Origin of the sequence: Actinoplanes sp. NPDC026623 (genome assembly GCF_040638275.1) — a bacterium.
Classification (GTDB): Bacteria; Actinomycetota; Actinomycetes; order Mycobacteriales; family Micromonosporaceae; genus Actinoplanes.
In genome coordinates this window covers 18,483-40,252 of record NZ_JBEZXZ010000029.1, presented here as the reverse complement: position 1 = coordinate 40,252, position 21,770 = coordinate 18,483, and the positions used below count along the sequence as shown (strand labels likewise).

At 71.6% G+C, this 21,770-nt stretch carries 22 protein-coding genes; 6 read left to right on the top strand and 16 right to left on the bottom strand.

Annotated elements, in window-relative coordinates:
• Window positions 1-377: 377 nt before the first annotated feature.
• Complete coding sequence (locus tag AB0F10_RS11990) at window positions 378-599, bottom strand: zinc ribbon domain-containing protein (RefSeq protein WP_360622830.1); 222 nt, start codon at window positions 597-599, stop codon at window positions 378-380.
• 116 nt (window positions 600-715) lie between these two features.
• Between AB0F10_RS11990 and AB0F10_RS11985 the strand changes: the two genes are divergently transcribed.
• Together AB0F10_RS11985 and AB0F10_RS11980 are read left to right on the top strand one after the other, a co-directional pair.
• Complete coding sequence (locus AB0F10_RS11985; protein WP_360622828.1) at window positions 716-2,467, top strand: murein transglycosylase; 1,752 nt, start codon at window positions 716-718, stop codon at window positions 2,465-2,467.
• A gap of 81 nt (window positions 2,468-2,548) precedes the next feature.
• The gene (locus AB0F10_RS11980) at window positions 2,549-3,571 is read left to right on the top strand and encodes a GNAT family N-acetyltransferase (RefSeq protein ID WP_360622826.1); all 1,023 of its coding nucleotides are present in this window, start codon (window positions 2,549-2,551) and stop codon (window positions 3,569-3,571) included.
• Window positions 3,572-3,657: 86 nt separating this feature from the next.
• Here AB0F10_RS11980 and hemB read toward each other — a convergent pair whose 3' ends face one another.
• From hemB to AB0F10_RS11940, 8 genes are all read right to left on the bottom strand, one after another.
• A complete protein-coding gene (gene hemB, locus AB0F10_RS11975; protein WP_360622824.1) occupies window positions 3,658-4,647 on the bottom strand; it encodes a porphobilinogen synthase in 990 nt (329 codons plus the stop codon).
• Between the two features lie 250 nt (window positions 4,648-4,897).
• Window positions 4,898-6,484: a uroporphyrinogen-III synthase gene (locus tag AB0F10_RS11970; protein ID WP_360622822.1), complete on the bottom strand. Its 1,587-nt coding sequence runs from the start codon at window positions 6,482-6,484 to the stop codon at window positions 4,898-4,900.
• A complete protein-coding gene (gene hemC, locus AB0F10_RS11965; RefSeq protein WP_360622880.1) occupies window positions 6,481-7,398 on the bottom strand; it encodes a hydroxymethylbilane synthase in 918 nt (305 codons plus the stop codon). Before hemC ends, AB0F10_RS11970 begins: the two co-directional genes overlap by 4 nt.
• Before the next feature lie 41 nt (window positions 7,399-7,439).
• On the bottom strand, window positions 7,440-8,735 hold the full coding sequence (locus AB0F10_RS11960; protein ID WP_360622820.1) for a glutamyl-tRNA reductase: 1,296 nt from the start codon (window positions 8,733-8,735) through the stop codon (window positions 7,440-7,442).
• Entirely contained in the window at window positions 8,732-9,472 is a 741-nt protein-coding gene (locus tag AB0F10_RS11955) for a redox-sensing transcriptional repressor Rex (protein WP_360622818.1), read from the bottom strand. Before AB0F10_RS11955 ends, AB0F10_RS11960 begins: the two co-directional genes overlap by 4 nt.
• Window positions 9,473-9,732: 260 nt before the next feature.
• Window positions 9,733-10,374: an HAD hydrolase-like protein gene (locus AB0F10_RS11950; protein ID WP_360622816.1), complete on the bottom strand. Its 642-nt coding sequence runs from the start codon at window positions 10,372-10,374 to the stop codon at window positions 9,733-9,735.
• Between the two features lie 9 nt (window positions 10,375-10,383).
• A complete protein-coding gene (locus AB0F10_RS11945) occupies window positions 10,384-10,632 on the bottom strand; it encodes a glutaredoxin family protein (protein ID WP_360622814.1) in 249 nt (82 codons plus the stop codon).
• Between the two features lie 22 nt (window positions 10,633-10,654).
• A complete protein-coding gene (locus AB0F10_RS11940) occupies window positions 10,655-12,160 on the bottom strand; it encodes an AMP-binding protein (RefSeq protein ID WP_360622812.1) in 1,506 nt (501 codons plus the stop codon).
• Between the two features lie 400 nt (window positions 12,161-12,560).
• On the opposite strand from AB0F10_RS11940, the gene AB0F10_RS11935 reads away from it, so the two are divergent.
• Both AB0F10_RS11935 and AB0F10_RS11930 read left to right on the top strand, forming a co-directional pair.
• Window positions 12,561-13,418, top strand: coding sequence for an ECF subfamily RNA polymerase sigma factor, BldN family (locus tag AB0F10_RS11935; RefSeq protein WP_360622878.1), 858 nt, complete (start codon window positions 12,561-12,563; stop codon window positions 13,416-13,418).
• Between the two features lie 181 nt (window positions 13,419-13,599).
• Window positions 13,600-14,748, top strand: coding sequence for a DUF5667 domain-containing protein (locus tag AB0F10_RS11930; RefSeq protein ID WP_360622810.1), 1,149 nt, complete (start codon window positions 13,600-13,602; stop codon window positions 14,746-14,748).
• Between the two features lie 68 nt (window positions 14,749-14,816).
• On the opposite strand, the gene AB0F10_RS11925 is transcribed toward AB0F10_RS11930, so the two are convergent.
• The 5 genes from AB0F10_RS11925 to AB0F10_RS11905 all read right to left on the bottom strand — a co-directional run bounded on the left by AB0F10_RS11925 (window position 14,817) and on the right by AB0F10_RS11905 (window position 18,661).
• Complete coding sequence (locus AB0F10_RS11925; protein ID WP_360622808.1) at window positions 14,817-15,908, bottom strand: 1-acyl-sn-glycerol-3-phosphate acyltransferase; 1,092 nt, start codon at window positions 15,906-15,908, stop codon at window positions 14,817-14,819.
• Window positions 15,905-16,993 (bottom strand): NAD-dependent epimerase/dehydratase family protein, encoded by a 1,089-nt coding sequence (locus tag AB0F10_RS11920; protein WP_360622806.1) that lies wholly within the window; start codon window positions 16,991-16,993, stop codon window positions 15,905-15,907. Before AB0F10_RS11920 ends, AB0F10_RS11925 begins: the two co-directional genes overlap by 4 nt.
• A 69-nt stretch (window positions 16,994-17,062) precedes the next feature.
• Entirely contained in the window at window positions 17,063-17,164 is a 102-nt protein-coding gene (locus AB0F10_RS11915) for a 30S ribosomal protein bS22 (protein WP_007465623.1), read from the bottom strand.
• A 175-nt stretch (window positions 17,165-17,339) separates the two neighbouring features.
• The gene (locus AB0F10_RS11910) at window positions 17,340-17,552 is read right to left on the bottom strand and encodes a helix-turn-helix domain-containing protein (RefSeq protein ID WP_360622804.1); all 213 of its coding nucleotides are present in this window, start codon (window positions 17,550-17,552) and stop codon (window positions 17,340-17,342) included.
• A 188-nt stretch (window positions 17,553-17,740) separates the two neighbouring features.
• Window positions 17,741-18,661 carry a proline dehydrogenase family protein gene (locus AB0F10_RS11905; RefSeq protein ID WP_360622801.1) on the bottom strand — a complete coding sequence of 307 codons (921 nt, stop codon included), beginning with the start codon at window positions 18,659-18,661 and terminating at the stop codon, window positions 17,741-17,743.
• 78 nt (window positions 18,662-18,739) lie between these two features.
• Here AB0F10_RS11905 and AB0F10_RS11900 point away from each other — a divergent pair, with 78 nt between their 5' ends.
• Window positions 18,740-19,276, top strand: a complete 537-nt coding sequence (locus AB0F10_RS11900) for a CGNR zinc finger domain-containing protein (protein ID WP_360622799.1) — start codon at window positions 18,740-18,742, stop codon at window positions 19,274-19,276.
• On the opposite strand, the gene AB0F10_RS11895 is transcribed toward AB0F10_RS11900, so the two are convergent.
• Window positions 19,263-20,084, bottom strand: coding sequence for a sugar phosphate isomerase/epimerase (locus tag AB0F10_RS11895; protein WP_360622797.1), 822 nt, complete (start codon window positions 20,082-20,084; stop codon window positions 19,263-19,265). The two genes, AB0F10_RS11900 and AB0F10_RS11895, sit on opposite strands and share 14 nt — an antisense overlap.
• A 112-nt stretch (window positions 20,085-20,196) precedes the next feature.
• Here AB0F10_RS11895 and AB0F10_RS11890 point away from each other — a divergent pair, with 112 nt between their 5' ends.
• The gene (locus AB0F10_RS11890; protein WP_360622795.1) at window positions 20,197-21,072 is read left to right on the top strand and encodes a hypothetical protein; all 876 of its coding nucleotides are present in this window, start codon (window positions 20,197-20,199) and stop codon (window positions 21,070-21,072) included.
• A gap of 5 nt (window positions 21,073-21,077) precedes the next feature.
• Here the strand turns inward: AB0F10_RS11890 and AB0F10_RS11885 are convergent, their stop codons facing one another.
• Window positions 21,078-21,761: a response regulator transcription factor gene (locus AB0F10_RS11885; RefSeq protein WP_360622792.1), complete on the bottom strand. Its 684-nt coding sequence runs from the start codon at window positions 21,759-21,761 to the stop codon at window positions 21,078-21,080.
• Window positions 21,762-21,770 lie beyond the last annotated feature (9 nt).

The following is a 21,770-nucleotide window of genomic DNA, read 5'->3' as shown; positions in this document are numbered from 1 at the left end:
CGCAAGAGTCAGGTTGTGCGACTCCACCAGGTCACCCGACGATCACCACAGCGTCACGTCGATGAACCACCCACACTTGACGGAACAAGAGATCCTCAAGCCCGTCCCTCTGATACCGGCCGAATCTGATACCGGCCGAACGGACCGATCTCCCGCGACGATCGCGCCGAGGTCGTCGGCCGCGACGTCAGGGATCGGATTCGATGCGGATTTCGATGAGGCGGGATCGCGCCGAGGCGTCCGCGGGCGCCGGTCACGGTGGGGTGGGCGATCGGCGCGCTGCGACCTCGAGTGGCGGCGTCCCGCCACTGATCAGGTGCGAGAGCTCCGACCCCGGCCGGGTGGGCCCAGGTCGGCGAGAGGGGTGCCGGGGGCGATCAGCAGCCGCAGGAGCCGCCGCAGCAGCCTCCGCCGCCTCCGCCGCCTCCGGCCGGGGCAGACGGCCCGCCACCGCGGCCGGTGACCGCGACCGTGGTCAGCAGCTTGACCGTGTCGGCGTGCCCCTGCGGGCAGGCCGCCGGTGCGGCGGAATCGGCCATCGGCCGGCTCATCTCGAAGGTGTCGCCGCAGGAGCGGCAGCGGTAGTCATAACGCGGCATCCACACAGCGTATGGCGGGGGTGTGACACGTTGCCGCCCGGTTCCCCCGGTGACCCGCAGGTATCGGACAAGGTCCATGGAATCGTTACTGGCCGCCGCCCGGTATCCTCGTCCGGGTGGCGGACGGGCAGGACACTCCCTCGGCGCGGCGTGGGCAGCGGCCCCCGGCGCCGCATCTCGACGGGCCTCTCGGCAGCTCCGGTGCGGCGCCCGGAGACGAGCCCTCCACGACCGGCGGCGTCGACAACCCGGTGACGAAGACCACCGGCGGCGAGGCGACGGTGACCGCGCCCGATCAGGCGGACGGCGCCGGGCCGGACGAGGCACCGGCCGCGACCGCCGGCAACGGCGAGGACGAGAGCGCCCAGAAGAAGACCGACCCGAACAAGGCCGCCGTCGTCCCGGAGAAGCCCAGCGCGGAAAAGCCCAACCCGGAAAAGGCCAGTTCCGAGAAGGACGGCTCGGAGATGGCGGGCTCGGAGATGGCGGGCTCGGAGAAGGCCAGCTCGGAGAAGGCCAGCTCGGAGAAGGCCAGCTCGGAGAAGGCCAGCTCGGAGAAGGCCAGCTCGGAGAAGGCCAGCTCGGAGAAGGCCAGCGCCGATAAGGCCGAATCTGGGAAAGCCAGCGCCGATAAGGCCGGCTCGGAGAAGGCGGAATCTGGGAAGGCCAGCGCAGAGAAGGCCAGCGCAGAGAAGGCCAGCGCAGAGAAGGACGGTCAGGGGACGACCGCCTCGGAGAAGGCCAGCGCCGAGAAGGACGGCTCGAAGAAGGACGGCTCGAAGAAGGACGGCCAGGAGAAGACGACCGCCTCGGAGAAAGACAGCACCGAGAAGGACGGCAAGGACGGGCCCGGCGAGAGGGCCGGGGACAAGGCCGGCAAGGAGTCAGCGGCTCCCAGCGCCGCGGCGGTCACCGCCGCCTCGCGGGGCCGGGCCACGAAGGTCCTCCGCGCCGCCAATCCGGTCCGGGTCGCCCGCAAGACCGCCCGCACCACCTCCGCCTGGGCCAAGCGCCCCAGCGGCCGCCTGATCCTCCCCGCGATCATCGCCGTCCTGCTGCTGGGCGCCGCCGGGACCGCCGGCGCCTACCTCGTACCCCAGGCTCTGCAGTCCGTGCCGTCGCCCAGCGTGACCCCCGGTTTCGGCCAGGACGCCGGCGCCTCGGCGGGTCCCGTCCTCGCGCCCAGCATCAGCGGCGTTCCCGCCCTTCCCGGCTCGACGACCGCGCCCGCGGTCGGCGGCACCCTGCCGCCGGCCGCGCCGGTCGGCGGCGTCGGCGGCGCGCGGCCCGCGGACGTGCTGGCGACCTGGGCACAGCAGACCGGGACCCGGGCCGGCATCCCGGTCGTCGCCGTGCAGGCATACGGCTACGCCGAACTGGTCGTCGCCCGGGCCACCCCGGCCTGCCACCTGACCTGGACCACCATCGCCGCGCTCGCCAAGGTCGAGTCGTCGCACGGCAGCCACAACGGCGCCGTGCTCAATGCGGACGGTTCCGTCTCCCCCGCCATTCTCGGCCTGCCGCTGGACGGCAAGGGCGGCCGGCAACTCATCACGGACACCGATCACGGCACCCTCGACGGGGACTCGCAGTTCGACCGGGCGATGGGTCCATTGCAGTTCATTCCGCAGACCTGGACCGCGATCTCCGTCGGCAACGCCGTCGATGCCGACAACAACGGGTTCTCCGATCCCAACGACATCGACGACGCATCGCTCGCCGCGGCACGGTATCTGTGCCAGGGCGGACGGGATCTGTCCAAGCCGGATGCCTGGTGGGACGCCATTTTGTCCTACAACGCCGTCCGGCCCTACGCGCAGAAGGTGTTCGATGCGGCAAACGAATACGGGCAACGCAGCCGGATGTGAACAACAACTCACAGTGACGGTGCATGTACATTTGACCGCCCGGCACTTCCCTGAAGGTCCAGATACCGGCAAGCTGTACGCGTGAGGGTGCGTGAGTGGGATCCCCGGACCGCGTCGGCGGGGGAGATCCGGTCGCTCGTGGAGACGTTGAACGCGGTGCTGGCCGCAGATCTTCCCGACGATCCACGGTGGCAGGATGTCCAGGTGGTCGAATACCTGGCTGAAACCATGCCGGGCGAGCGCCGGATCAGCTGGGTCGCCGAGGACGACCGGCTCGCCGAGGGCGAGAGCGCCATCTTCGGCCACGTCAGCATCCTGTTGCTCGGCGACATCGGCGTGCTCGAGGTGCTGGTCCACCCCGATCTGCGCCGCCGCGGCCTCGGCCAGCAACTACTGGCGGTTGCCGCGCGCCGGGCGTACCTGGAGGGTTTCTCGTCGATCGGGGTCGAGGCGATCGGCGACACCCCGGCCATCGACTTCTACGCGGCGATGGGCTTCGAGCGGGAGTATGTGGAGACCCGCAGCGTGCTGACCCTGTCCAACGTGGACTGGACGGCCCTCAGTGCGATGGCCAGCGGCATCGGCAGCGGCTACCGCATCGAATACCACCCCGGCGGCCCGCCGGCCGAGCTGGTGGAGGCCTACGCACAGGCCAAGCTGGAGGGCCAGGACGGCGACGACAGCGATCTCGACCTGCGGCCGAGCTCGTCGGACCCGCAGCGGCTGCGGGACAGCCTCGACACGCTGCACCGGCGCGGGCTCAAGCCCTACATCGTGCTCGCGCTCCACGAGTCGACCGGGACGGTCGCGGGGCTCACCGAGGTGGTCGTGCCCGCGCAGCACCCGGAGCGCGCCGACCAGTACGACACCATCGTGGTCCGGGAGCATCGCGGTTACGGCATCGACCGGGCGATCAAGGCGCGGATGCTCTTCGAACTGCGCACGGCGGAGCCGGGGCTGCGCGAGGTGCAGACCTGGAACGCGCAGCACAACGAGTCGATGCTGAAGGTCAACGCCGAGCTGGGATTCCAGTCCGACCGGGACTGGTATGAGTACGGCGCCGACGTCGCCCAGCTGGTGCAGCGGCTGGAACCCACCGACTAGGGCGCATCTGGCGGATCATGGCGTCGCCGAGCCGAGGTGGCGTGTTCAACCGGTGGTTGCAACACCTGCCCCCGGCCCCGCCGGTGTCAGTAGCGGCTGCGCAGGAGCTGGGCGGCCTCGGTCGCCCAGTAGGTGAGGATGATCTGGGCGCCGGCCCGCTTGATCGAGGTCAGCGTCTCCAGCATCACGCCCTGGCGGTCCAGCCACCCGTTCGCCGCGGCGGCCTCGACCATCGCGTACTCGCCGGAGACCTGGTAGGCGGCGACCGGGATGTCGACGCGGTCGCGGACGGCGGCGATCACGTCCAGGTAGGGCAGGGCCGGCTTCACCATGACGATGTCGGCGCCCTCGGCCACGTCCAGCTCGACCTCGCGCAGCGCCTCGCGGACGTTGCCGGGGCTCTGCTGGTAGGAGCGGCGGTCGCCCTGCAGGGTCGACTCGACGGCCTCGCGGAACGGGCCGTAGAAGGCGCCGGCGTACTTGGCCGCGTACGCGAGCACGGCAACGTCGGAGTGGCCGGCCTTGTCGAGGGCCTTGCGGATCACGCCGATCTGCCCGTCCATCATCCCGGAGGGGCCGACCACGTGCGCTCCGGCCTCGGCCTGCGCGACGCCCATCCGGCCGTAGAGCTCGAGGGTGGCGTCGTTGTCGACGGTGCCGTCGGCGGCCAGGACGCCGCAGTGCCCGTGCGAGGTGAACTCGTCCAGGCACAGGTCGCCCATGACCACGGTCGAGTCGCCGACCTCGGAGATCAGGTCGCGGAGGCCGACGTTCAGGATGCCGTCCGGGTCGATGCCCCCGGAGCCGGTCGCGTCCTTGCCGGCGCTGTCGGGCACGCCGAAGAGCATCAGGCCGCCGACGCCCGCCCGGACCGCCTCGTTGGCGGCCTTGCGCAGCGACTCCCGGGAGTGCTGCACGACGCCGGGCAGCGAGCTGATCGGGCGGGGCTCGGAGAGGCCCTCCTTGAGGAACAGCGGAAGCACCAGCTCGGCCGGCGCGACCCTGGTCTCCTCGACCAGCCGCCGCATGGCGGCCGTGCGGCGCAGGCGCCGCGGACGCACGTCGGGAAACGACATGCCACTCCCTCAGCCAGGCCGGCCGGGTAAAGCCGGCGAAACGGGACCGGTCGATCAACCAGCCCTGGCGGGACCGGTCAGTCGGCCAGCCCCTAGCGGAACCGGTCAGTCGGCCAGCCCCTGGCGGAACCGGTCAGTCGGCCAGCCCCTGGCGGGACCGGTCAGTCGGCCAGCCCCTGGCGGGACCGGTCAGTCGGCCAGCCCCTGGCGGGACCGGGACCGGCCGTAAGGGCCGGCCCGGTCCGGATCGTCAGCGGAAGCGCAGGGCGGTCGGGCCCTGAACCTTGGAGCCGCGGCGCTGCTTGGCCGGCATCGCGGCGAGCTTCTCGCGAAGTTCGACCGCGTACGCCGCCAGCGCCTCGACCAGGTCGGACACCGACGCGTGCTGCGGCTGGACGTCGACGCGCAGGCCGAACTCCGTCGCCGTCTCCGCGGTCTTCGGCCCGATCACCGCGACGACCGTGCGGGCGTGCGGCTTGCCGGCGATGCCGACCAGGTTGCGGACCGTCGACGACGAGGTGAAGAGCACCGCGTCGAAGCCGCCGGACTTGATCGCGTCGCGGATGTCGGCCGCCGGCGGCGCCGCGCGCACCGTCCGGTACGCCGTGACGTCGTCCACCTCCCAGCCGCGCTCGATGAGGCCCGCGGCCAGCGTCTCGGTGGCGATGTCGGCGCGCGGCAGCAGCACCCGGCCGACCGGGTCGAGGATCTCGTCGTGCGGCGAGAACTCCGCCAGCAGGCCCTCGCTGGACTGGTCGCCAGCGGGGATCAGCTCGGGCTGGATGCCGAACGCGCGGACGGCGTCGGCCGTGGCCTCGCCGATACAGGCGATCTTGACGCCGCCGAAGTGCCGGGCGTCGAGGCCGTGCTCGGCGAACTTCTCCCAGACCGCGCGGACCGCGTTGACCGAGGTGAAGACGACCCAGGCGTACCGGCCGTCGACCAGGCCCTTGACGGCCCGTTCCATCTGCGCCGGGGTGCGCGGCGGCTCGACGGCGATCGTCGGCACCTCGCACGGGATGGCCCCGTACGCCCGCAGCCGGGCACTCATCGCGCCCGCCTGCTCCTTGGTGCGCGGGACGAGCACCTTCCAGCCGTACAGCGGGCGGTTCTCCCACCAGCTCAGCTTGTCGCGCTGGGCGACCTCGGCCCCGACGGTGAGCACCACCCGGCCGGTGAAGCCGAGCGCGGCGGCGACGAAGCTGTCCACCGAAGAGGTGGTCGTGTACTGCGTCTCGCCGGTGCCGTCGCCGGTCACGCCGACCGGCGTGCCGGGCTCGATGCCCGCGGCCAACAGCCCGTCGCGGACGGCGGCGAGGTCACCGGCGTCGACGGCGACGGCGAACGAGCCCTTGACCGCGGCCGCGGCGAGCGCGTCGAAGTCCAGACCGGCGACGTCGTCGATGTCGGCGGCGGTGCGCACGCCGGGCAGCGGGACGCCGGCGTACGTGGCGACGCCCTCGGCCTGGCCGAGACCGGGCACGACCTCGAAGTGCACGGCGGTCCGGGCGACGGCCTGGACCTCCCGGACCACGGCCTCGTGACCGAACGGGTCGCCGGCGACCAGGTGGACGGCGGACAGGCCGGACTTGGCCGCGGAGAGCAGCACCTTGGCGACGTCGCCGGGTGCGCCCTCGGCCGGGCTGAACTGGGTGTCGTCCTTGGCCTCCGCCCGGATGGCCGCGAGCAGCGATTCGGGAACGCCGCGGTCGTAGATGACCTGGTCGGCCTCGGCGAGGGTGTCGTGCGCCCGGCGGGTCAGCAGACCCGGGTCGCCGGGTCCGGCGCCGACGAACGCGATGCGCCCTGCAGACTTACGGGCGGTGCGGGTGGTCATTCTGTGCTCCCCATCAGGGTGTCGGCGCCGGCGTCGAGGAGATCGGCGGCAAGTGCCTTGCCGATCTCCGCCGCGTCGGCGGGCGTTCCGGTGCGCGACAGCCGGACAGCTCGAGCCCCGTCCGGGCTGATCACCGCACCGCGCAGGTAGATCTCATCGCCTTGCTCGCCCTCGGCGAGCTCGGCGTGTGCCGCGACCGGCGCGGAGCAACCGGCCTCGAGCGTGGCGAGCATCGCCCGTTCCGCCGTGACGGCGGCGCGGGACGGTGCGTGGTCGAGTGCGGACAGCAGCTCGACCAGATCTGCGTCGTCGGCTCGACACTCGATCGCCAGCGCACCCTGTGCGGGAGCGGGCAGCATGAGCATCGGGTCCAACGTCTCCGTGATCTCGGCGGCACGGCCGAGACGCGCCACGCCGGCCCGCGCCAGGATGACCGCGTCGAGGTCGGCCTCGGGGCCGAGCACCCTCGCGATGCGGCTGTCGACGTTGCCGCGGATAGGCGTGACCTGCAACTGTAGGCCCAAGGCGTGCAGTTGCGCGATTCGGCGCACCGCGCCCGTACCGATCATGGAACCGGCCGGGAGCTCGGTGAGCGTCAGTCCGTCGCGGGCGATGAGCGCGTCGCGCGGGTCCTCGCGCAGCGGGACCGCCGCGATGTGCAGGCCCGGGTGCGGAAGCGTCGGCAGGTCCTTGTAAGAGTGGACCGCAAAGTCGATCTCGCCCGCGATCAGGGCGTCGCGCAGGGCGGAGACGAAGACCCCGACGCCGAGCTGGGCGACGGGCGCGGCGGAGCGGTCACCGGCGGTCACGATCCGGACCAGCTCGACCGGGCGGCCGGTGGCGGCGGTCAGCGAGTCGGCGACGAGCTGGGACTGCGCGAGCGCGAGCGCGCTGCCGCGGGTACCGAGGCGCAGCGTTTTGCCCGACGCCTGGTCTCCCGGGTGCAGTGGTGTGGTCACGCCTGTCCTCCGATCTCGGGTACGGCGTCAGCCTGGGTGGCGTGCGGCACGTCTAGGTCGAACAGCTCGCGGAGCAGGGCCGCATACTGGTCGCCGCCGGGCTCGGCCGCAAGCTGCCGGACCCGCACGGTCGGCGAGTGCAGCAGCTGCTGGACGACCCGGTGCAGGGTACGGGAAACATCGGCCCGCTGCTCCTCGGTGAATTCCGGGCGGCGGGCGGAGAGCTTGCGCAGCTCACCACTGACGACCTCGTCGGCCCGGGTCCGCAGCGCGGCGACGGTCGGCGCGATCTCGGCGCCGCGCAGCCAGGCCATGAACTGGTCGACCTCGACGGCGACGATCTGCTCGACGGCGGCGGTCTCGGCGGCGGCCGGCAGGGTGCGCCGGCTCCTGGCCAGGCTGTCGATGTCGACGACTGTGACGTTGGACAGGTCGGCGACCTCGGGCGCGACGTCCCGCGGCACCGCCAGATCCAGCACGACCAGCGGTTTCTCTCGCCCGGCGAGGGTGGCCGCGGTGAGCACGGGCTCGGTGGAGGCGGTGGCGCAGACGACGATGTCGGCCGCGGCGATGGCGGCGTCCAGGGCGTCGAACGGCACGGCCTTGGCGCCGTAGGCCTCGGCGAGCCGCTCGGCCCGGGCGGCGCCGCGGTTGGTGATCTGCAGTGGCCCGACACCGGTCCGGGTCAATGTGGCCACCGACAGCGCACCCATCGCGCCCGCGCCGATCACCAGGCCGGTGAGGCCGGCCAGCTCCTTCCCGAACGTGGCGGAGGCCACCTCGAGCGCGGCGGTGACGACGCTCTGCCCGGCCCGGTCGATGCCGGTCTCGGCGTGCGCCCGCTTGCCGACCCGCAGCGCCTGCTGCATGAGCTCGTGCAGCAGCCGGCCGGCGGAGTCGGACTCGGTCGCGCAGTGGTAGGCGTCTCGCAGCTGGCCCAGGATCTGGGCCTCGCCGACGACCATCGAGTCGAGCCCGGCGGTGACCTGGAACGAGTGGCGCACGGCCGCCTCGTCGTAGTGCACGTAGAGGTGGGCCGCGAGCTCGCTGGCGCCGATGCCGGAGTGTTCCGCGAGCACGTTGCAGACGTCGCCGAGGCCGCCGTGGAAGCCGGTGACGGCCGCGTAGACCTCGACCCGGTTACAGGTGGAGAGGACGACGGCCTCGCCGATGTAGGGCTGGGCGAGCAGCTTCTGCAGGACGGCCGGGATGTCGGTGCCGGCGATGGTGAGGCGTTCCAGGGTGTCGACCCCGGCGGTCCGGTAGGACGCGCCGACGCTGAGCAGGTTCACGAGCCGACCGCCTCCTGGTTGCCCGGCTGCGCCGAACGGCCGCCGGGTATCGCCGTGAGTGACGCCTTGCGATGCTCGTGGAAGGACAGGATCTGCAGCTCGATGGCCAGATCGACCTTGCGCACGTCGACGCCCGCGGGGACGGACAGCACGCAGGGTGCGAAGTTGAGGATGCTGGTGACGCCCGCGGCGACCAGGTCGTCGGCGACGGCCTGCGCGGCGCCCGCGGGGGTGGCGATCACGCCGATGGTGATGCCCTCCTCGACGACCGCCCGGCCGAGCTCGTCGATGTGGCGCACGGTCAGGCCGTTGAGCGGCTTGCCGACCCGGTCGGCGTCGGAGTCGAACAGGGCCACTATGCGGAAGCCCCGGCTCGCGAACCCGTCGTAACCGGCCAGCGCGTGGCCGAGGTTACCGACGCCGACCAGCGCGACGGCGCGCCGCTGGTCGAGCCCGAGAATGTACTCGATCTGGTCGATGAGCAGCGCGACGTCGTAGCCGACGCCGCGGGTGCCGTAGGACCCGAGGTGGGAGAGGTCCTTGCGGAGCTTGGCCGAGTTGACTCCCGCCGCGGCGGCGAGGCCCTCGCTGGATACCGTCTCGGACCCGGCCTCCGCGAGATTGTGCAGAGCGCGCAGGTACTCCGGTAGCCGCGCGATCGTCGCCTCGGGAAGATCCGGGAAGGCGGGAACTGCGCCGGTATTACCCGGCGTGCTTCCGTGACGCTGCTGACTCATCTGACTCCGTGCCGACGAGGCGGACCTACGGTGAGCCCTGCTGCAGGTCCGGTACCGGTGGCGCCTGCGTGGACCGGCTGTGATAGCGGGGCTCGTCGGAGTCACAGAATAGGCGCTTGTGAAGGCGTGCACAAATCGCGATCTTGATGGGAGAACTGGACAAAGATCGAGTCGGCATGCTATTTGCCGTCGACTCCCTGTCGAGTATTACCGGTTACCGCCCCGGTGTGCCAGCGAGACCGTATTGCCGAGGACGCGGATCACAGCGTCCGGGCGAGGCGCACGGCCTCCAGCAGGGTGTCCGCCACCGGCCGGCCGCTGGCGCGCAGCCGCGACGGATCGGTGAAGCCGCCGGTGTAGAGCACGCACGCCCCGCCGACCGACTCGGCGGCCTCCGCGTCGTCGAGCGAATCGCCGATCAGCACCACCCGGTCGCCGGGAACACCCTGCTCGGCGAGGTGCCGGGCCAGGTGGCCGGCCTTGAGCCCGCCGTCGACCTCGGTCGGCCGCCCGTCGATGCGGGTGAACATGCCGGCCAGCCCATAGGTCCGCACGGCCGGGACCAGCTCGTCGTGGAACCACATGGAGAGCAGCGACTGGCTGCCCGGCCAGGCCTTGATCGCGGCCTCGGCGTCCGCCGCCAGCGAGATCGTGGTCAGCCCGACCCGGTACGCCTCGTGGAAGATCCGGTCGAGCTCCTCGAACTCCTCGGCGTCGACGGCCCGCTCGAGGATCTCGGCGTAGAACTCGGCGACCGGGCGGCGGAACCGCCGGCGATGCTCGTCGGCGTCGACGCTGCGGCCGCCGACGACCGCGAACGTGTGATTGGTCGACGAGACGACGAGCGAGAGATCGTCGAGCAGCGTGCCGTTCCAGTCCCAGACAAGATGAGTGCGAGCCACTGCGCGAGATTACAGGTGGGGTGTGCCCGCCGGTCTACCCAAATCCCGCAGCAGGCGCTCCTCCTCGACCCGCCAGTAGCCGTGCTCCCGGCCGTCGAGCAGCACCACCGGCACCCGGTCGCCGTAGTCGCGTTCCAGCTCGATCGACTCCGCGACCTCCACCCGGGTCCACTGGCCGGGTGCGATCCGGTCCAGGGTCTGCTCCGCGACCTCGCACAGGTGGCAGCCGTCCCGGCTGATCAGGGTGATGCGGGTCATCCCTGCGCCTCCTTGAAGTCGGTCATCGCAGGGCTCCCTTGCGTACCTTGCCGATCGCCGAGTGCGGGAGCTCCGGCACCAGCTCGATCCCGGTCGGCTGCTTGAACCGGGCCAGCTGGCCGGCGCAGTAGACCTGCAGCTCGGCGGGGGTGGGCGCGGGGTCCAGGGCGGACACGACATAGGCGTACGGCGCCTGCCCGGTGAGGCCGTCGGGAATCGCGATCACGGCCGCCTCGGCGACGCCGGGGTGCGAGCCGAGTACCCGTTCGATCTCGGCGGGGTAGACGTTGAAGCCGTTGACCAGGATCAGCTCGCCGATCCGGTCGACCAGCACCAGGTCGCCGTCGGCGTCCGCGTACGCGATGTCGCCGGTGCCCCACCAGCCGTCGGCGTCCGGGCCGTCGCGCCCGTCCGGCCAGTAGCCGGAGAAGAGGTTGTCGCCGCGCACCACGATCTCGCCGGGGTCCGTGCCGCCGCTCGCCTCGAGGTCCAGGTCCAGTTCGTCGGAGGACTCGGCGGTGACGTCGCCGTCGCTCCACAGCACGGCGCCGTCAGCGGTGCGCAGCAGCAGGGAGACCCCGGGCAGCGGGCGGCCGATCGAGCCGACCTTGTCCCGGTCGCTGACCGCGGTCGTGGTGAGCACCGGCGCCGCCTCGGTGAGGCCGTACCCGATCATGACGGTCCGTCCGGTCGCGGCCGTGAAGCGCGCCGCGTCGGCCGGGTCGAACGGCGCCGCGCCGCAGACCGCCGTCCGCACGGTCGACAGGGACTCGCGCGCGGTCGGCACCAGCGACCACGCCGCGTACATGGATGGGACGCCGACCACGGCCGTGACCTGGTGTTCCGCGATCAGGTCGAGGGTCTGCCCGGGGTCGAAGCGATCAACGAGCACCCCGCAGGCGCCGTGGTGGGCGATCGCGCCGAGGCCGGTGTTGAGCCCGTAGGCGTGGAAGAACGGGATCGCCAGCAGCACCACGTCGGCGGCGCCGAGCACGGGCGGCTCGATCCGCGCCAACTGGTCGTGGTTGGCGGCGAGCGCACGGTGGGTGAGCATGGCGCCCTTCGGCCGCCCGCTCGTCCCCGAGGTGTAGAGCAGTACCGCCAGGTCGTCGCCCGTGGCCGGGTGCGGCGCGGCCCGCGGCCCGGATCGCAGCCCGGTCACCGGTACGGCGACGCCGCCGGACAACCGCAGCCCGCCCAGCGCCGAGTCCTCGGCCACCACCCGCACGGCACCGCAATCCGTCAGCGCGAAGGTCAGCTCGTCGGGCGTGTAACCGGGATTGAGCGGAACGGCGACGAGCCCGGCCCGCAGAATCGCGAAATAGGCGACCGCGAAGTCGACCGTGTTGCCGAGCACCAGCGCGACCCGATCGCCGGGCGCGGTGCCCGCGGCGAGGCACCCGGCGGCGACCTCGACGCGTTCGTCCAGCTCAGCCCAGGTGATTACGGATTCGCCGGCTAACAACGCCGGGGCGTCGGGGCGATGTTGCGCGGATGTGCGGACCGGGTCCCAGGCACTGTTCTCCACGACGCCCGAGTCTGGCACACAAGGCACTCGATCGGGTCGCCGGACACCATGTCCGGGCCCTGACCAGGCTGTCCTACATCGTGGCAGATGTTCTTGATGCGATATCTGTGCCACTTCGCGATATTTTCGCGCAGCGCACACGTTGTGCGACTCCGCGTGTTCGATCTCCGCAATACTTCCGGTCTGTGTAACGGAGTCCACATCCGTGGGTGAGGTTGACCTGCCATGCGCGGGCCGCCCCACCCCCTTTTCTTGTGGACCGGTCTCAGACCCCCTCATCGACGGCCCGCCGGGTCAAGGAGGCGCAGTGAGTCATGTGTACGCCGGCGATCCGTACAGCCGCGACGTGTTCGCGGCGCGTCTCGCGCTCACGGAGGGCCTGAGCGCCCTCCGGAGGGGCATCGACGGCACGATCGCGTACGCGATCCGCAGCGACGGACCCAAGCGGACCAGGAACCGGCCGCACATCAACGAGTCTCCGAGCCGACATCTGCCGCCGACCGGGAACGCCAACCCGGGCAGCGGGCGGGTCGCCGTGCCCGGGCGCCCCCAAACACCGCAGCAGGCGGGACCGGACCGGCGGACCGGCGCGCCCGAGAATGACGCCACCGTCGTCGTGCCGTCGCAGAGCACGACCGGGCCACCCAGCGAGTCCGAGCCGCCCAAGTATCCGGCCCGCCCGGATCCGGGCGACGCGGCCGCCGAGGTGTGGGCGCTGGTCGAGCGGGCCCAGGCCGGCGAGTCCGCCGCCTTCGGCCTGATCTACGACCGGTACGTGGACACGGTCTTCCGCTTCGTCTACTTCCGGGTCGGCAACCGGCAACTCGCCGAGGACCTCACCTCCGACACCTTCCTGCGCGCGCTCAAGCGCATCGGCAGCTTCACCTGGCAGGGCCGCGACCTCGGCGCCTGGCTGGTCACCATCGCCCGCAACCTGGTCGCGGACCACTTCAAGTCCGGCCGCTACCGCCTCGAGGTGACCACCGGGGACGTACTCGACGCCGACCGCGAGGACCGCGGACCAGAGGGCAGCCCCGAGGCCGCCGTCGTGGACCACATCACCAACGTCGCCCTGCTCACCGCGGTCAAGCAGCTCAACCCCGAGCAGCAGGAGTGCATCGTGCTCCGCTTCCTGCAGGGCTTCTCGGTCGCCGAGACCGCACAGACCATGGGCAAGAACGAGGGCGCGATCAAGGCCCTCCAGTACCGGGCCGTCCGGGCACTCGCCCGGCTGCTCCCCGACGGGTTCCAGTGGTGACGGCAATTCATCCAGTGTCGATCTCTGCGCGCCCCAGCGCACCCCACATACCCGTAACCGCTCCCGCCCGTCGTGCGTTTGAACGAGTGCGACCAGTGGTGGGCCCCCGGCCCACCGGTTCCGTCGCGACCGCCGGCGAATTCGCCGGCGAATCAGTCACGAGCGAGGGGAGGTGCCCACGGTGAGCTTCAATATCTTCGATCGCCGGAGCGCCGAGCGCTTCGCGGAGCTTCTCGACGAGACCAACGGCGGCCGTCGCCATCACACCCGGGGCCCAGCCGACGAGCAACTCGCCGAGCTGGTCGCCATCGGGCATAGCCTCTCCGCGGCACGATCCGGGGTCCAGGTGGATCTCGAGTTCCGGACGGGCCTGCGAGCGATGCTCGTGGCCACCGCCGAACGGGACGGCATCGGAGCGACCGCCGCCGCCACCGCGCAAGAACGGGCCGAGTGGCAGAAGAGCGCCGAACCGGTCCGGAAACTGTTCGGCCGCCGGATCCGGGCTCGCGGCGCGATCGTCATCGGCGTTGCCGCCGGTGCCATGGCCGTCTCCGGAATCTCCGCCGCCAGCGAGAACGCCGCACCGGGCGACGCCCTGTACGGCGTCAAGCGCTCGACCGAACGCGCCCAGCTGGCGATGGCCGGCTCGGACGTCACCCGGGGTCAGCTGTCGCTGACGTTCGCCCGCAACCGGCTCGCCGAGGCGGCCGCGATGAAGGGCGACGACCCGAGCTTCGGCAACGTCCTGGGCGACATGGACAACGACACCCGGCAGGGCGTCAAGCTGCTCACGTCGGCGGCGGTGGCCCGCAAGGACAAGGCGCCGCTGAACTCCGTCGACACCTTCGTCGAGAGCCAGCGCCGGGTGCTCAGCCCGAGGCTGGAGCGGCTTTCCGCGAACAACCGCGAGCGGGCGCTGGAGTCGATGAGCCTGCTCGATGCCGTGCACAACCGCGCCGACGACCTGCGCGCCGGCCTTCAGTGCGACACGGTGACGCAGGCCGGCGGTGACGCCATCGGGCCCAAGCTGCGCGAGTGCGCGACCGGCGCCGCGACCTCAACCACCCCCGAGTACCAGCAGGGGCACGGTCAGAAGGAAGCGACGACCGGCAGCGGCGACCGGGACAAGAAGGGCAAGCCGAAGACCACCGGCGGCCCGGTGACCGACCCGGCCGTCGGCGGCACGCCCGGCACCCGGACCCCCGCCGGCTCCCCGGCGGACCCGTCGATCCTGCCGTCGCCGCTGAACTCGGACGATCCGCACGACGCACCGGCCGAAGAGGACAAGGGTCTGCTCGGCGGGATCCTGGGCGGAATCTTCGGAAGCTGAACAGGCGCCACACGTGGCGAGGGGCGGTGTCGGACTGCAAGAGTCCGGGCCGCCCCTCACTTGTCAGGTTAGCGGCCGAACGGGTCGGGCCGCTTCTCCAAAAGGGAATGAATCGTCGCCTGAATCGTCTCACGCACCTCGTCGGCGAGGTTGTAGACGACCATCGGATCGTCCGCGTGCTCGATGAGGTGCGCGGTCGGGATCGGCGGGCAGAACTCGATGAGCCACTTGCTGGGCAGCGGAACCAGGCCCAGCGGGCCGAGCCACGGGAAGGTCGGCGTCACCGGGAAGTACGGCATGCCGAGCAGCCGGGCCAGCGGCTTGAGGTCGGCAAGTATCGGATAGATCTCCTCGGCGCCGACGATCGCGACCGGGATGATCGGGGTGCCGGTGCGCAGCGCCGCCGAGACGAAGCCGCCCCGGCCGAAGCGCTGCAGCTTGTAACGCTCCGAATAGTGCTTGCCGATGCCCTTGAAGCCTTCGGGGAAGACGCCGACCAGCTCGCCCTCGCGCATCAGCCGCTCGGCGTCCGGGTTGCAGGCCACCGTCGCGCCGGCCTTGCGGGCCAATTCGGACAGCACCGGCATGCGGAACACCAGGTCGGCGCCGAGCAGCCGCAGGTGCCGGTCGCCCGGGTGCTGGTCGCGCAGGGCGACGGTGAGCATGAGCGCGTCGAGCGCCACCGTGCCGGAGTGGTTGCCGACGACGAGGCCGCCGTCGGCCTCCGGGACGTTTTCGATGCCGAAGACCTCGGTGCGGAACCAGTCCCGGTAGAGCACCTTGAGCATCGGGTGGAAGACGGCGTCGGTGAGCTCGGGATCGAAACCGAAGTCGTCGATGTCGTAGGCGCCGGCCAGGCGCCGCCGGAGGAAGGCGAGGCCGCTCGCCACCCGCTGGTCCCAGATGTCGATCGTGCCGACGGACTCCGCCACCGGCTCCGGCGTCGGGTCCGCCACCGGCTCCGGCGTCGGCTCCGCCTCGATGGCCGCCTGCTCCGGCTCGGCCGAGCCGGTCAGCTCCGGGGCCGGCGGGCCCTCGACCGCCGCGCGGGCGGGCTTGCGGCCCGGCCGCCGCCCGTTCAACGGCCTCGCCGGCACGTCGGCCGGCAGCTCGAAGTCGGTGTGCCCGGGCAGCGCCGCATGAAACTCGTCCTGGGTCATAGCTGCACGCGCTCCTGGTCCTGCGTCGCAACGGCCCGGACCCGGCGGATGCCGTCGAGGATGGCCCGCTCGGCGGCGGCCAGTCGGTCGGCGCTCAGCGAGGCGCCGTTGCGGTGACCGTTGATGAAGTCGTCGAAGGCGGCCGCGGTGCTGCGCGGCCGGAACCCGAACTCCTTGACCAGGCGGGTCGTGTCGACCACCCGGCCGTGCACGAACAGGTCGATCTGGTCCAGCCCGATCTGGCCGACGCCCACGTTGCGGGCGAGCGCGGCGAACGACGAGAGGGTGCCCTCGGGCAGCGGCAGGGAGATCCGGCCGGCCCGGCGCACGGCCTGGGAGAGCGCGAGCACGCCGTCGCCCGCGACGTTGAAGGTGCCCGGGTGGTCCTCGACCACCGACCGGTGCACGATCTCCAGCGCGTCGTCGACGTGCACGAACTGCAGCCGGGCGTCGCGGCCCAGCACGGTCGGCACCAGCGGCTGGGCGAAGTAGCGGGTCAGCGACGTCTCGGCGGTCGAGCTGATGAAGGGCGCGAACCGCAGCACGGTGGCACCGACCTCGGGACGCCGGCGGCGGAAGCCGCGCACGTAGCCCTCGATGTCGAGGATGTCCCGGGCGAACGAGCCACGCGGCACGGCCCGGGGCTCGGTGTCCTCGGTGAATACGGCCGGGTCGCGGAACGACGCGCCGTAGGCGGCCGTGGAGGAGCGCACCACCAGCTTGCGCAGCCGGCCGGCGCTCTGGGCACCGGCGAGCAGCTGCATCGTGCCGATGACGTTCTGTTCCTTCATCGCCACGCGCCCGCCGCTCTGCGGATCGGGCGCGCTGGTGACCGCCAGGTGCACGATCACCTCGGCGCCCAGCTCGGCGAGGACGCCCACCGAGGCACGCGCGTCGGCCTGGATCAGCTCGACATCCGCCAACAGGCCCGAGAGGGCCGGCGACGGTTCGTGCGGATCCAGGCCGATGACACGTTCAACGCGGGGGTCCGCGGCGAGCCGGGACGCGACGCGGGCACCGAGATAGCGACTCACCCCGGTGACCACGACGACCCTCGGCGGGGCCGCGGGTAGAGACGTCACCACGGACGCGCCTTTCGCATGCGACGGTGCTGGAGGCAAGTGAACGGGCCGGGTGTCATGCCCGGCCGGTCATCACTTGCCGAGACGGCGACGCTGGACGCGGGTCTTGCGCAGCAGCTTACGGTGCTTCTTCTTCGCCATACGCTTGCGACGCTTCTTGACCACGGAGCCCATACGAAATGCCTCTCGAAACCATGTGGGGCCGGTCCCTGCGCACCCGCAGGCACACCCGACCGAGCTTGACGGCGGCACGCCCCGCATCCGGCGCCGAGTTGGACGCACGCAGATATCAGGGGCGAACCGCTCCAGCGTAGCGGCCCGCCGGATCCAGGACCAACACGCCCCCGGGTCAGGCGGTTTGGCTGAACGCTCCGCGCAGATACGTGTGGACGGCGTGCTCCGGCACACGGAACGAGCGGCCGACCCGCACGGCGTTGAGTTCACCGCCGTGGACGAGCCGGTAGACGGTCATCTTGGATACCCGCATGAGCGCGGCGACCTCGGCCACGGTCAGGAAGCGCACCTCGGCGAGACGCTCCTCGGCTTGGGCTGGACCCGTCATCTCCTCGCACCGATCCTTTCGCAGGCGCCTCCGCCGCGGCCGGTCAGGCCTTGCGCCGCGGCGGGTGGGCGCGCGTGTCATCAGTACGGTATCGAGACTGCTGTGATCAAGGCGATGCGTTCCGTGAAATAACCGCAAAAAGTCAAGCCGACACGCCACGTGAGGCGCGTTTTACCCCAAAAGATTACTTACTTCCTACTAACGAGGGCCTTGCCGAAAAACGCGATATTTGCCGGGCGCTCCGCCAGGCGGCGCATCAGGTAGCCGTACCACTGGTCGCCGTAGGGGACGTAGACGCGCACGGTGTGGCCGGCGGCGGCGAGCCGGGCCTGCTCCTCCGGGCGGGTGCCGTAGAGCATCTGGAACTCGAACTCGTCGGCCGAGCGGTCGAACCAGCGCGCCCGGTCCTCGGCGATGGCGATCAGCCGCGGGTCGTGCGTCGCGATCATCGGGTGGCCGTCGCCGGACATCAGGATGTTGAGGCAGCGCACGTACGCCTTGTCGACGTCGAGCGCCGACTGGAACGCGACCGACTCGGGCTCCGCGTAGGCGCCCTTGCAGAGCCTCACCCGCGACCCCGCCGTGGCCAGCTCGCGGCAGTCCCCCTCGGTCCGGCGCAGGTACGCCTGCAGCACCGCACCGGTGGCCGGGTGGTCCTTGCGCAGCTCGGCGAGGATCTCCAGCGTCGAGTCCGTGGTGGTGTGGTCCTCGGCGTCGAGCGTGACCGTGGTGCCGGCGGCGGCCGCCGCGACGCAGATCTCGTGCGCGTAGTCGTAGGCCATCCGGTCGTCGACCTTCTGCCCCAGCGCGGACAGCTTGACGCTGACCTCGGCCGCCGGGGTGAGCCCCGCGGCCTTCAGCCGGCCGAGCAGCGTCAGGTACTGATCGCGGGTCGCGGTCGCCTGCTCCGCCGTGAGGGTGTCCTCGCCCAGATAGTCGAGGCTGATCGCGAGGCCGTCGTCGGCAAGCTCGCGGCTCGTGCGAAGCGCGTCGTCGACGCCCTCGCCGGCGACGAACCGGCGGACGATGCCCTTGGTGACCGGGGCGGTGGAGACCAGCCGCTCCATCCGGGACGACCCGGCGGCGGCGAGAAAGACGGAACGGAGCATGGTCCGAGCGTATCCTTCGTAGCCGCGCCAGTCGTCGCGGAGCTGTGTTGTCGCCCGAGGTGAGGCTACGGTTGTCGGGTGAACTTCGATGCGTACGCGCGTACGGCGGTCGAGCTCGTCAACGTCGGGCTCGGCGACATCGACGGGCTCAGATCCCTGTTCAGCGAGGATCTTGCCTGGATGCGCGACGAGGTGGGCGAGAAGGACCTCGGGTCGTTCCGCCGTGCCCAGCGCCGGCTGCGCGACATCTTCGAATACGGCACCACGGGCCGCGACACCGAGGCCGTCACCGAGCTGAACGCGCTTCTCGAGGCATACCCGGTGCAGCCGCGCATCTCCGGGCACGACGCCTCCGACTGGCACATGCACGTCACCAGCCGCGGCGCGTCCGTGAGCTCGGAATACCTGGCCGGCGCCGTCTGGGGCCTGTCGGTGTGGCTGTGCGAGTACGGCAGCGCCCGCTTCGGCATCTGCGCCGACGAGCGCTGCGGCAACGTCTATCTCGACACGTCGTCCAACAACTGCCGGCGCTTCTGCTCCGAGCGCTGCGCGACCCGCTCGCACGTGGCGGCGCACCGCGCCCGCAAGCGCGCCGCGACCCTCACGCCCGCGTAGCCGCCGGGGTCGCGGACGCGGCCGGCGCCAGGTGGTGCCGGGCGAAGGCGAGCGACTCCCGCAGGTCCGCCTCGCGGACCGCCCGGCTGGTCACCTTGCGGGTGGAGACCTCCAGCGCCACCGAGCCCCGGAAGCCGCGGCCGGCCAGCGACTGCAGCAGCTCGGCGCAGGGCTGGTTGCCCCGCCCGGGCACCAGGTGCTCGTCGCGGCCCTCGCCGGTGCCGTCGCCCAGGTGCACGTGCTTGAGGCCGGAACCCATCCGGTCGGCCATGACCAGCGAGTCCGTCCGTGAGGCGGCGGCGTGCGACAGGTCGAGCGTGTAGGCGTCGTAGCCGGCCTCGGTCGGATCCCACCCCGGCACGTACGGGACGAAGTTTCGCCCGGCCATCCGCACGGGGTACATGTTTTCGATGGCGAAGTTGGTGTCCGGATGCCGGACCTGCACCTTGGCCAGGCCCGCGGCGAAGTTGCGGGCGTAGTCGCGCTGCCAGGTGAAGGGCGGGTGCACGACCACGGTCGGCGCGCCCAGCGTCTCGGCCAGCACGGCGGCGCGGTTGAGCCGCTCCCAGGGATCCGGGCTCCAGACCCGCTGGGTCACCAGCAGGCAGGGCGCGTGCACCGAGAGGACCGGCACGCCGTAGTGGGCGGCCAGGCCCTGCAGGGCACCGGCGTCCTGGCTGACGGCGTCGGTCCAGACCATGACCTCGACACCGTCGTAGCCCAGCGTCGCCGCCATCTCGAACGCCGCGGCGGTCGGCTCGGGAAAGACGGACGAACTGGACAGGAGTACGGGGACGCGGGAAGCCACGGCTCAAGGGTAGACCCGCCGGGCCCGGCTGCCAGCTCCTCGGTCGGCGTAAACAGTGGCAAACCAGGCAGCCGATCCGGCCGCGGTCACCCACGCGCGTACGCTGTCCCAGGTGAGCCGCCGCACCCAGATTCGCATCATGATGGACGAGGCGGCTGCCGCCCGCGCCCGCGAGGTCCCCCTCGACTTTCCCCGTGAATGGATCGAGTTCACCGACCCGGCCGACGACCAGCACGTGGTCCGCGCCGACCTGACCTGGCTGCTGTCCCGGTGGACCTGCGTCTTCGGGTCGGCCTGCCACGGCATCATCGCCGGCCGCGCCCAGGACGGCTGCTGCTCGCACGGCGCGTTCTTCACCGACGCCGACGACGAGAACCGGACCAAGGTCGCCGCGGCCAAGCTGACGCCCGAGACGTGGCAGCACTACCGGCGCGGGTTCAAGAACTACACCGAGATGGACAGCGTCGACGGCACCAAGCCGGCCCGGCGCACGGCGACGCAGTCCGCCGACGGGCCGTGCGTGTTCCTCAACGACGCCGACTTCGCCGGGGGCGGCGGCTGCGCGCTGCACGCGCAGGCGCTGCGCGACGGCGTGCACCCGCTGACCTACAAGCCGGACGTCTGCTGGCAGTTGCCGGTGCGCCGCGAGCAGGACTGGACGAAGCGGCCGGACGGCAGCAAGTACCTGCTCTCCACGCTTACCGAGTTCGACAGGCGCGGCTGGGGACCCGGCGGGCACGACCTCGACTGGTGGTGCACGTCCTCGCCGGACGCGCACGTCGGCACCGAGCCGATGTTCCGGTCATACGGCCCGGAGCTGATCGCGCTGATCGGCCAGGACGCCTACGACGAACTGGCCCGGCTCTGTGACATCAGGCTGCAGTCGAAGCTGGTCGCGCCGCACCCCGCCACGGTCGCCGCCCAGGCGGCCGGGGCGCCGGGCAGGCGCGGCGGGCGGGAGCCCGCGACGCCGCCGCAACAGCCCTGACCGGCTCACGGCTCGAACTTGTAACCCAGACCTCGCACGGTGACTATGTAGCGCGGCGCCGACGGTTCCGGCTCCACCTTGGAGCGCAGCCGCTTCACGTGTACGTCAAGGGTCTTCGTGTCGCCGACGTAGTCGGCGCCCCAGACCCGGTCGATCAGCTGGCCCCGGGTGAGCACCCGGCCGGCGTTGCGCAGCAGGAGTTCGAGCAGCTCGAACTCCTTCAGCGGCAGCTGCACCGAGGTGCCGTCGACGGTCACCACGTGTCGTTCCACGTCCATCCGGACCGGGCCGGCCGCCAGCGTCGGCGTCGTCACCTCGGCCGGCTCCGCACCCTGGCGACGCAGGACCGCGCGGATCCGGGCGACCAGTTCGCGCGGCGAGTACGGCTTCGTGACGTAGTCGTCCGCGCCGATCTCCAGGCCGACGACCTTGTCGATCTCGCTATCGCGGGCGGTCACCATGATGATCGGCACGCTGGAGCGCTGACGCAGTTGCCGGCACACCTCGGTGCCGGACATCTCGGGCAGCATGAGGTCCAGCAGGACGATGTCGGCGCCGGTCCGGTCGAACTGCGTCAGCGCCGAGGTCCCGGTCGGAGCGACCGACACCTCGAAGCCCTCCTTGCGCAGCATGTACGACAGGGCATCGGAGAACGACTCTTCATCCTCGACCACGAGCACGCGAGCCAATGGGGGTTC

What these genes read in the sequence shown, in the direction of transcription:
- AB0F10_RS11990 (WP_360622830.1), bottom strand. Translation starts at nt 599, where the DNA reads ATGCCGCGTTATGACTACCGCTGCCGCTCCTGCGGCGACACCTTCGAG.
- hemB (WP_360622824.1), bottom strand. Translation starts at nt 4,647, where the DNA reads ATGTCGTTTCCCGACGTGCGTCCGCGGCGCCTGCGCCGCACGGCCGCC.
- AB0F10_RS11970 (WP_360622822.1), bottom strand. Translation starts at nt 6,484, where the DNA reads ATGACCACCCGCACCGCCCGTAAGTCTGCAGGGCGCATCGCGTTCGTC.
- AB0F10_RS11955 (WP_360622818.1), bottom strand. Translation starts at nt 9,472, where the DNA reads ATGAGTCAGCAGCGTCACGGAAGCACGCCGGGTAATACCGGCGCAGTT.
- AB0F10_RS11945 (WP_360622814.1), bottom strand. Translation starts at nt 10,632, where the DNA reads ATGACCCGCATCACCCTGATCAGCCGGGACGGCTGCCACCTGTGCGAG.
- AB0F10_RS11925 (WP_360622808.1), bottom strand. Translation starts at nt 15,908, where the DNA reads ATGACCCAGGACGAGTTTCATGCGGCGCTGCCCGGGCACACCGACTTC.
- AB0F10_RS11915 (WP_007465623.1), bottom strand. Translation starts at nt 17,164, where the DNA reads ATGGGCTCCGTGGTCAAGAAGCGTCGCAAGCGTATGGCGAAGAAGAAG.
- AB0F10_RS11910 (WP_360622804.1), bottom strand. Translation starts at nt 17,552, where the DNA reads ATGACGGGTCCAGCCCAAGCCGAGGAGCGTCTCGCCGAGGTGCGCTTC.
- AB0F10_RS11905 (WP_360622801.1), bottom strand. Translation starts at nt 18,661, where the DNA reads ATGCTCCGTTCCGTCTTTCTCGCCGCCGCCGGGTCGTCCCGGATGGAG.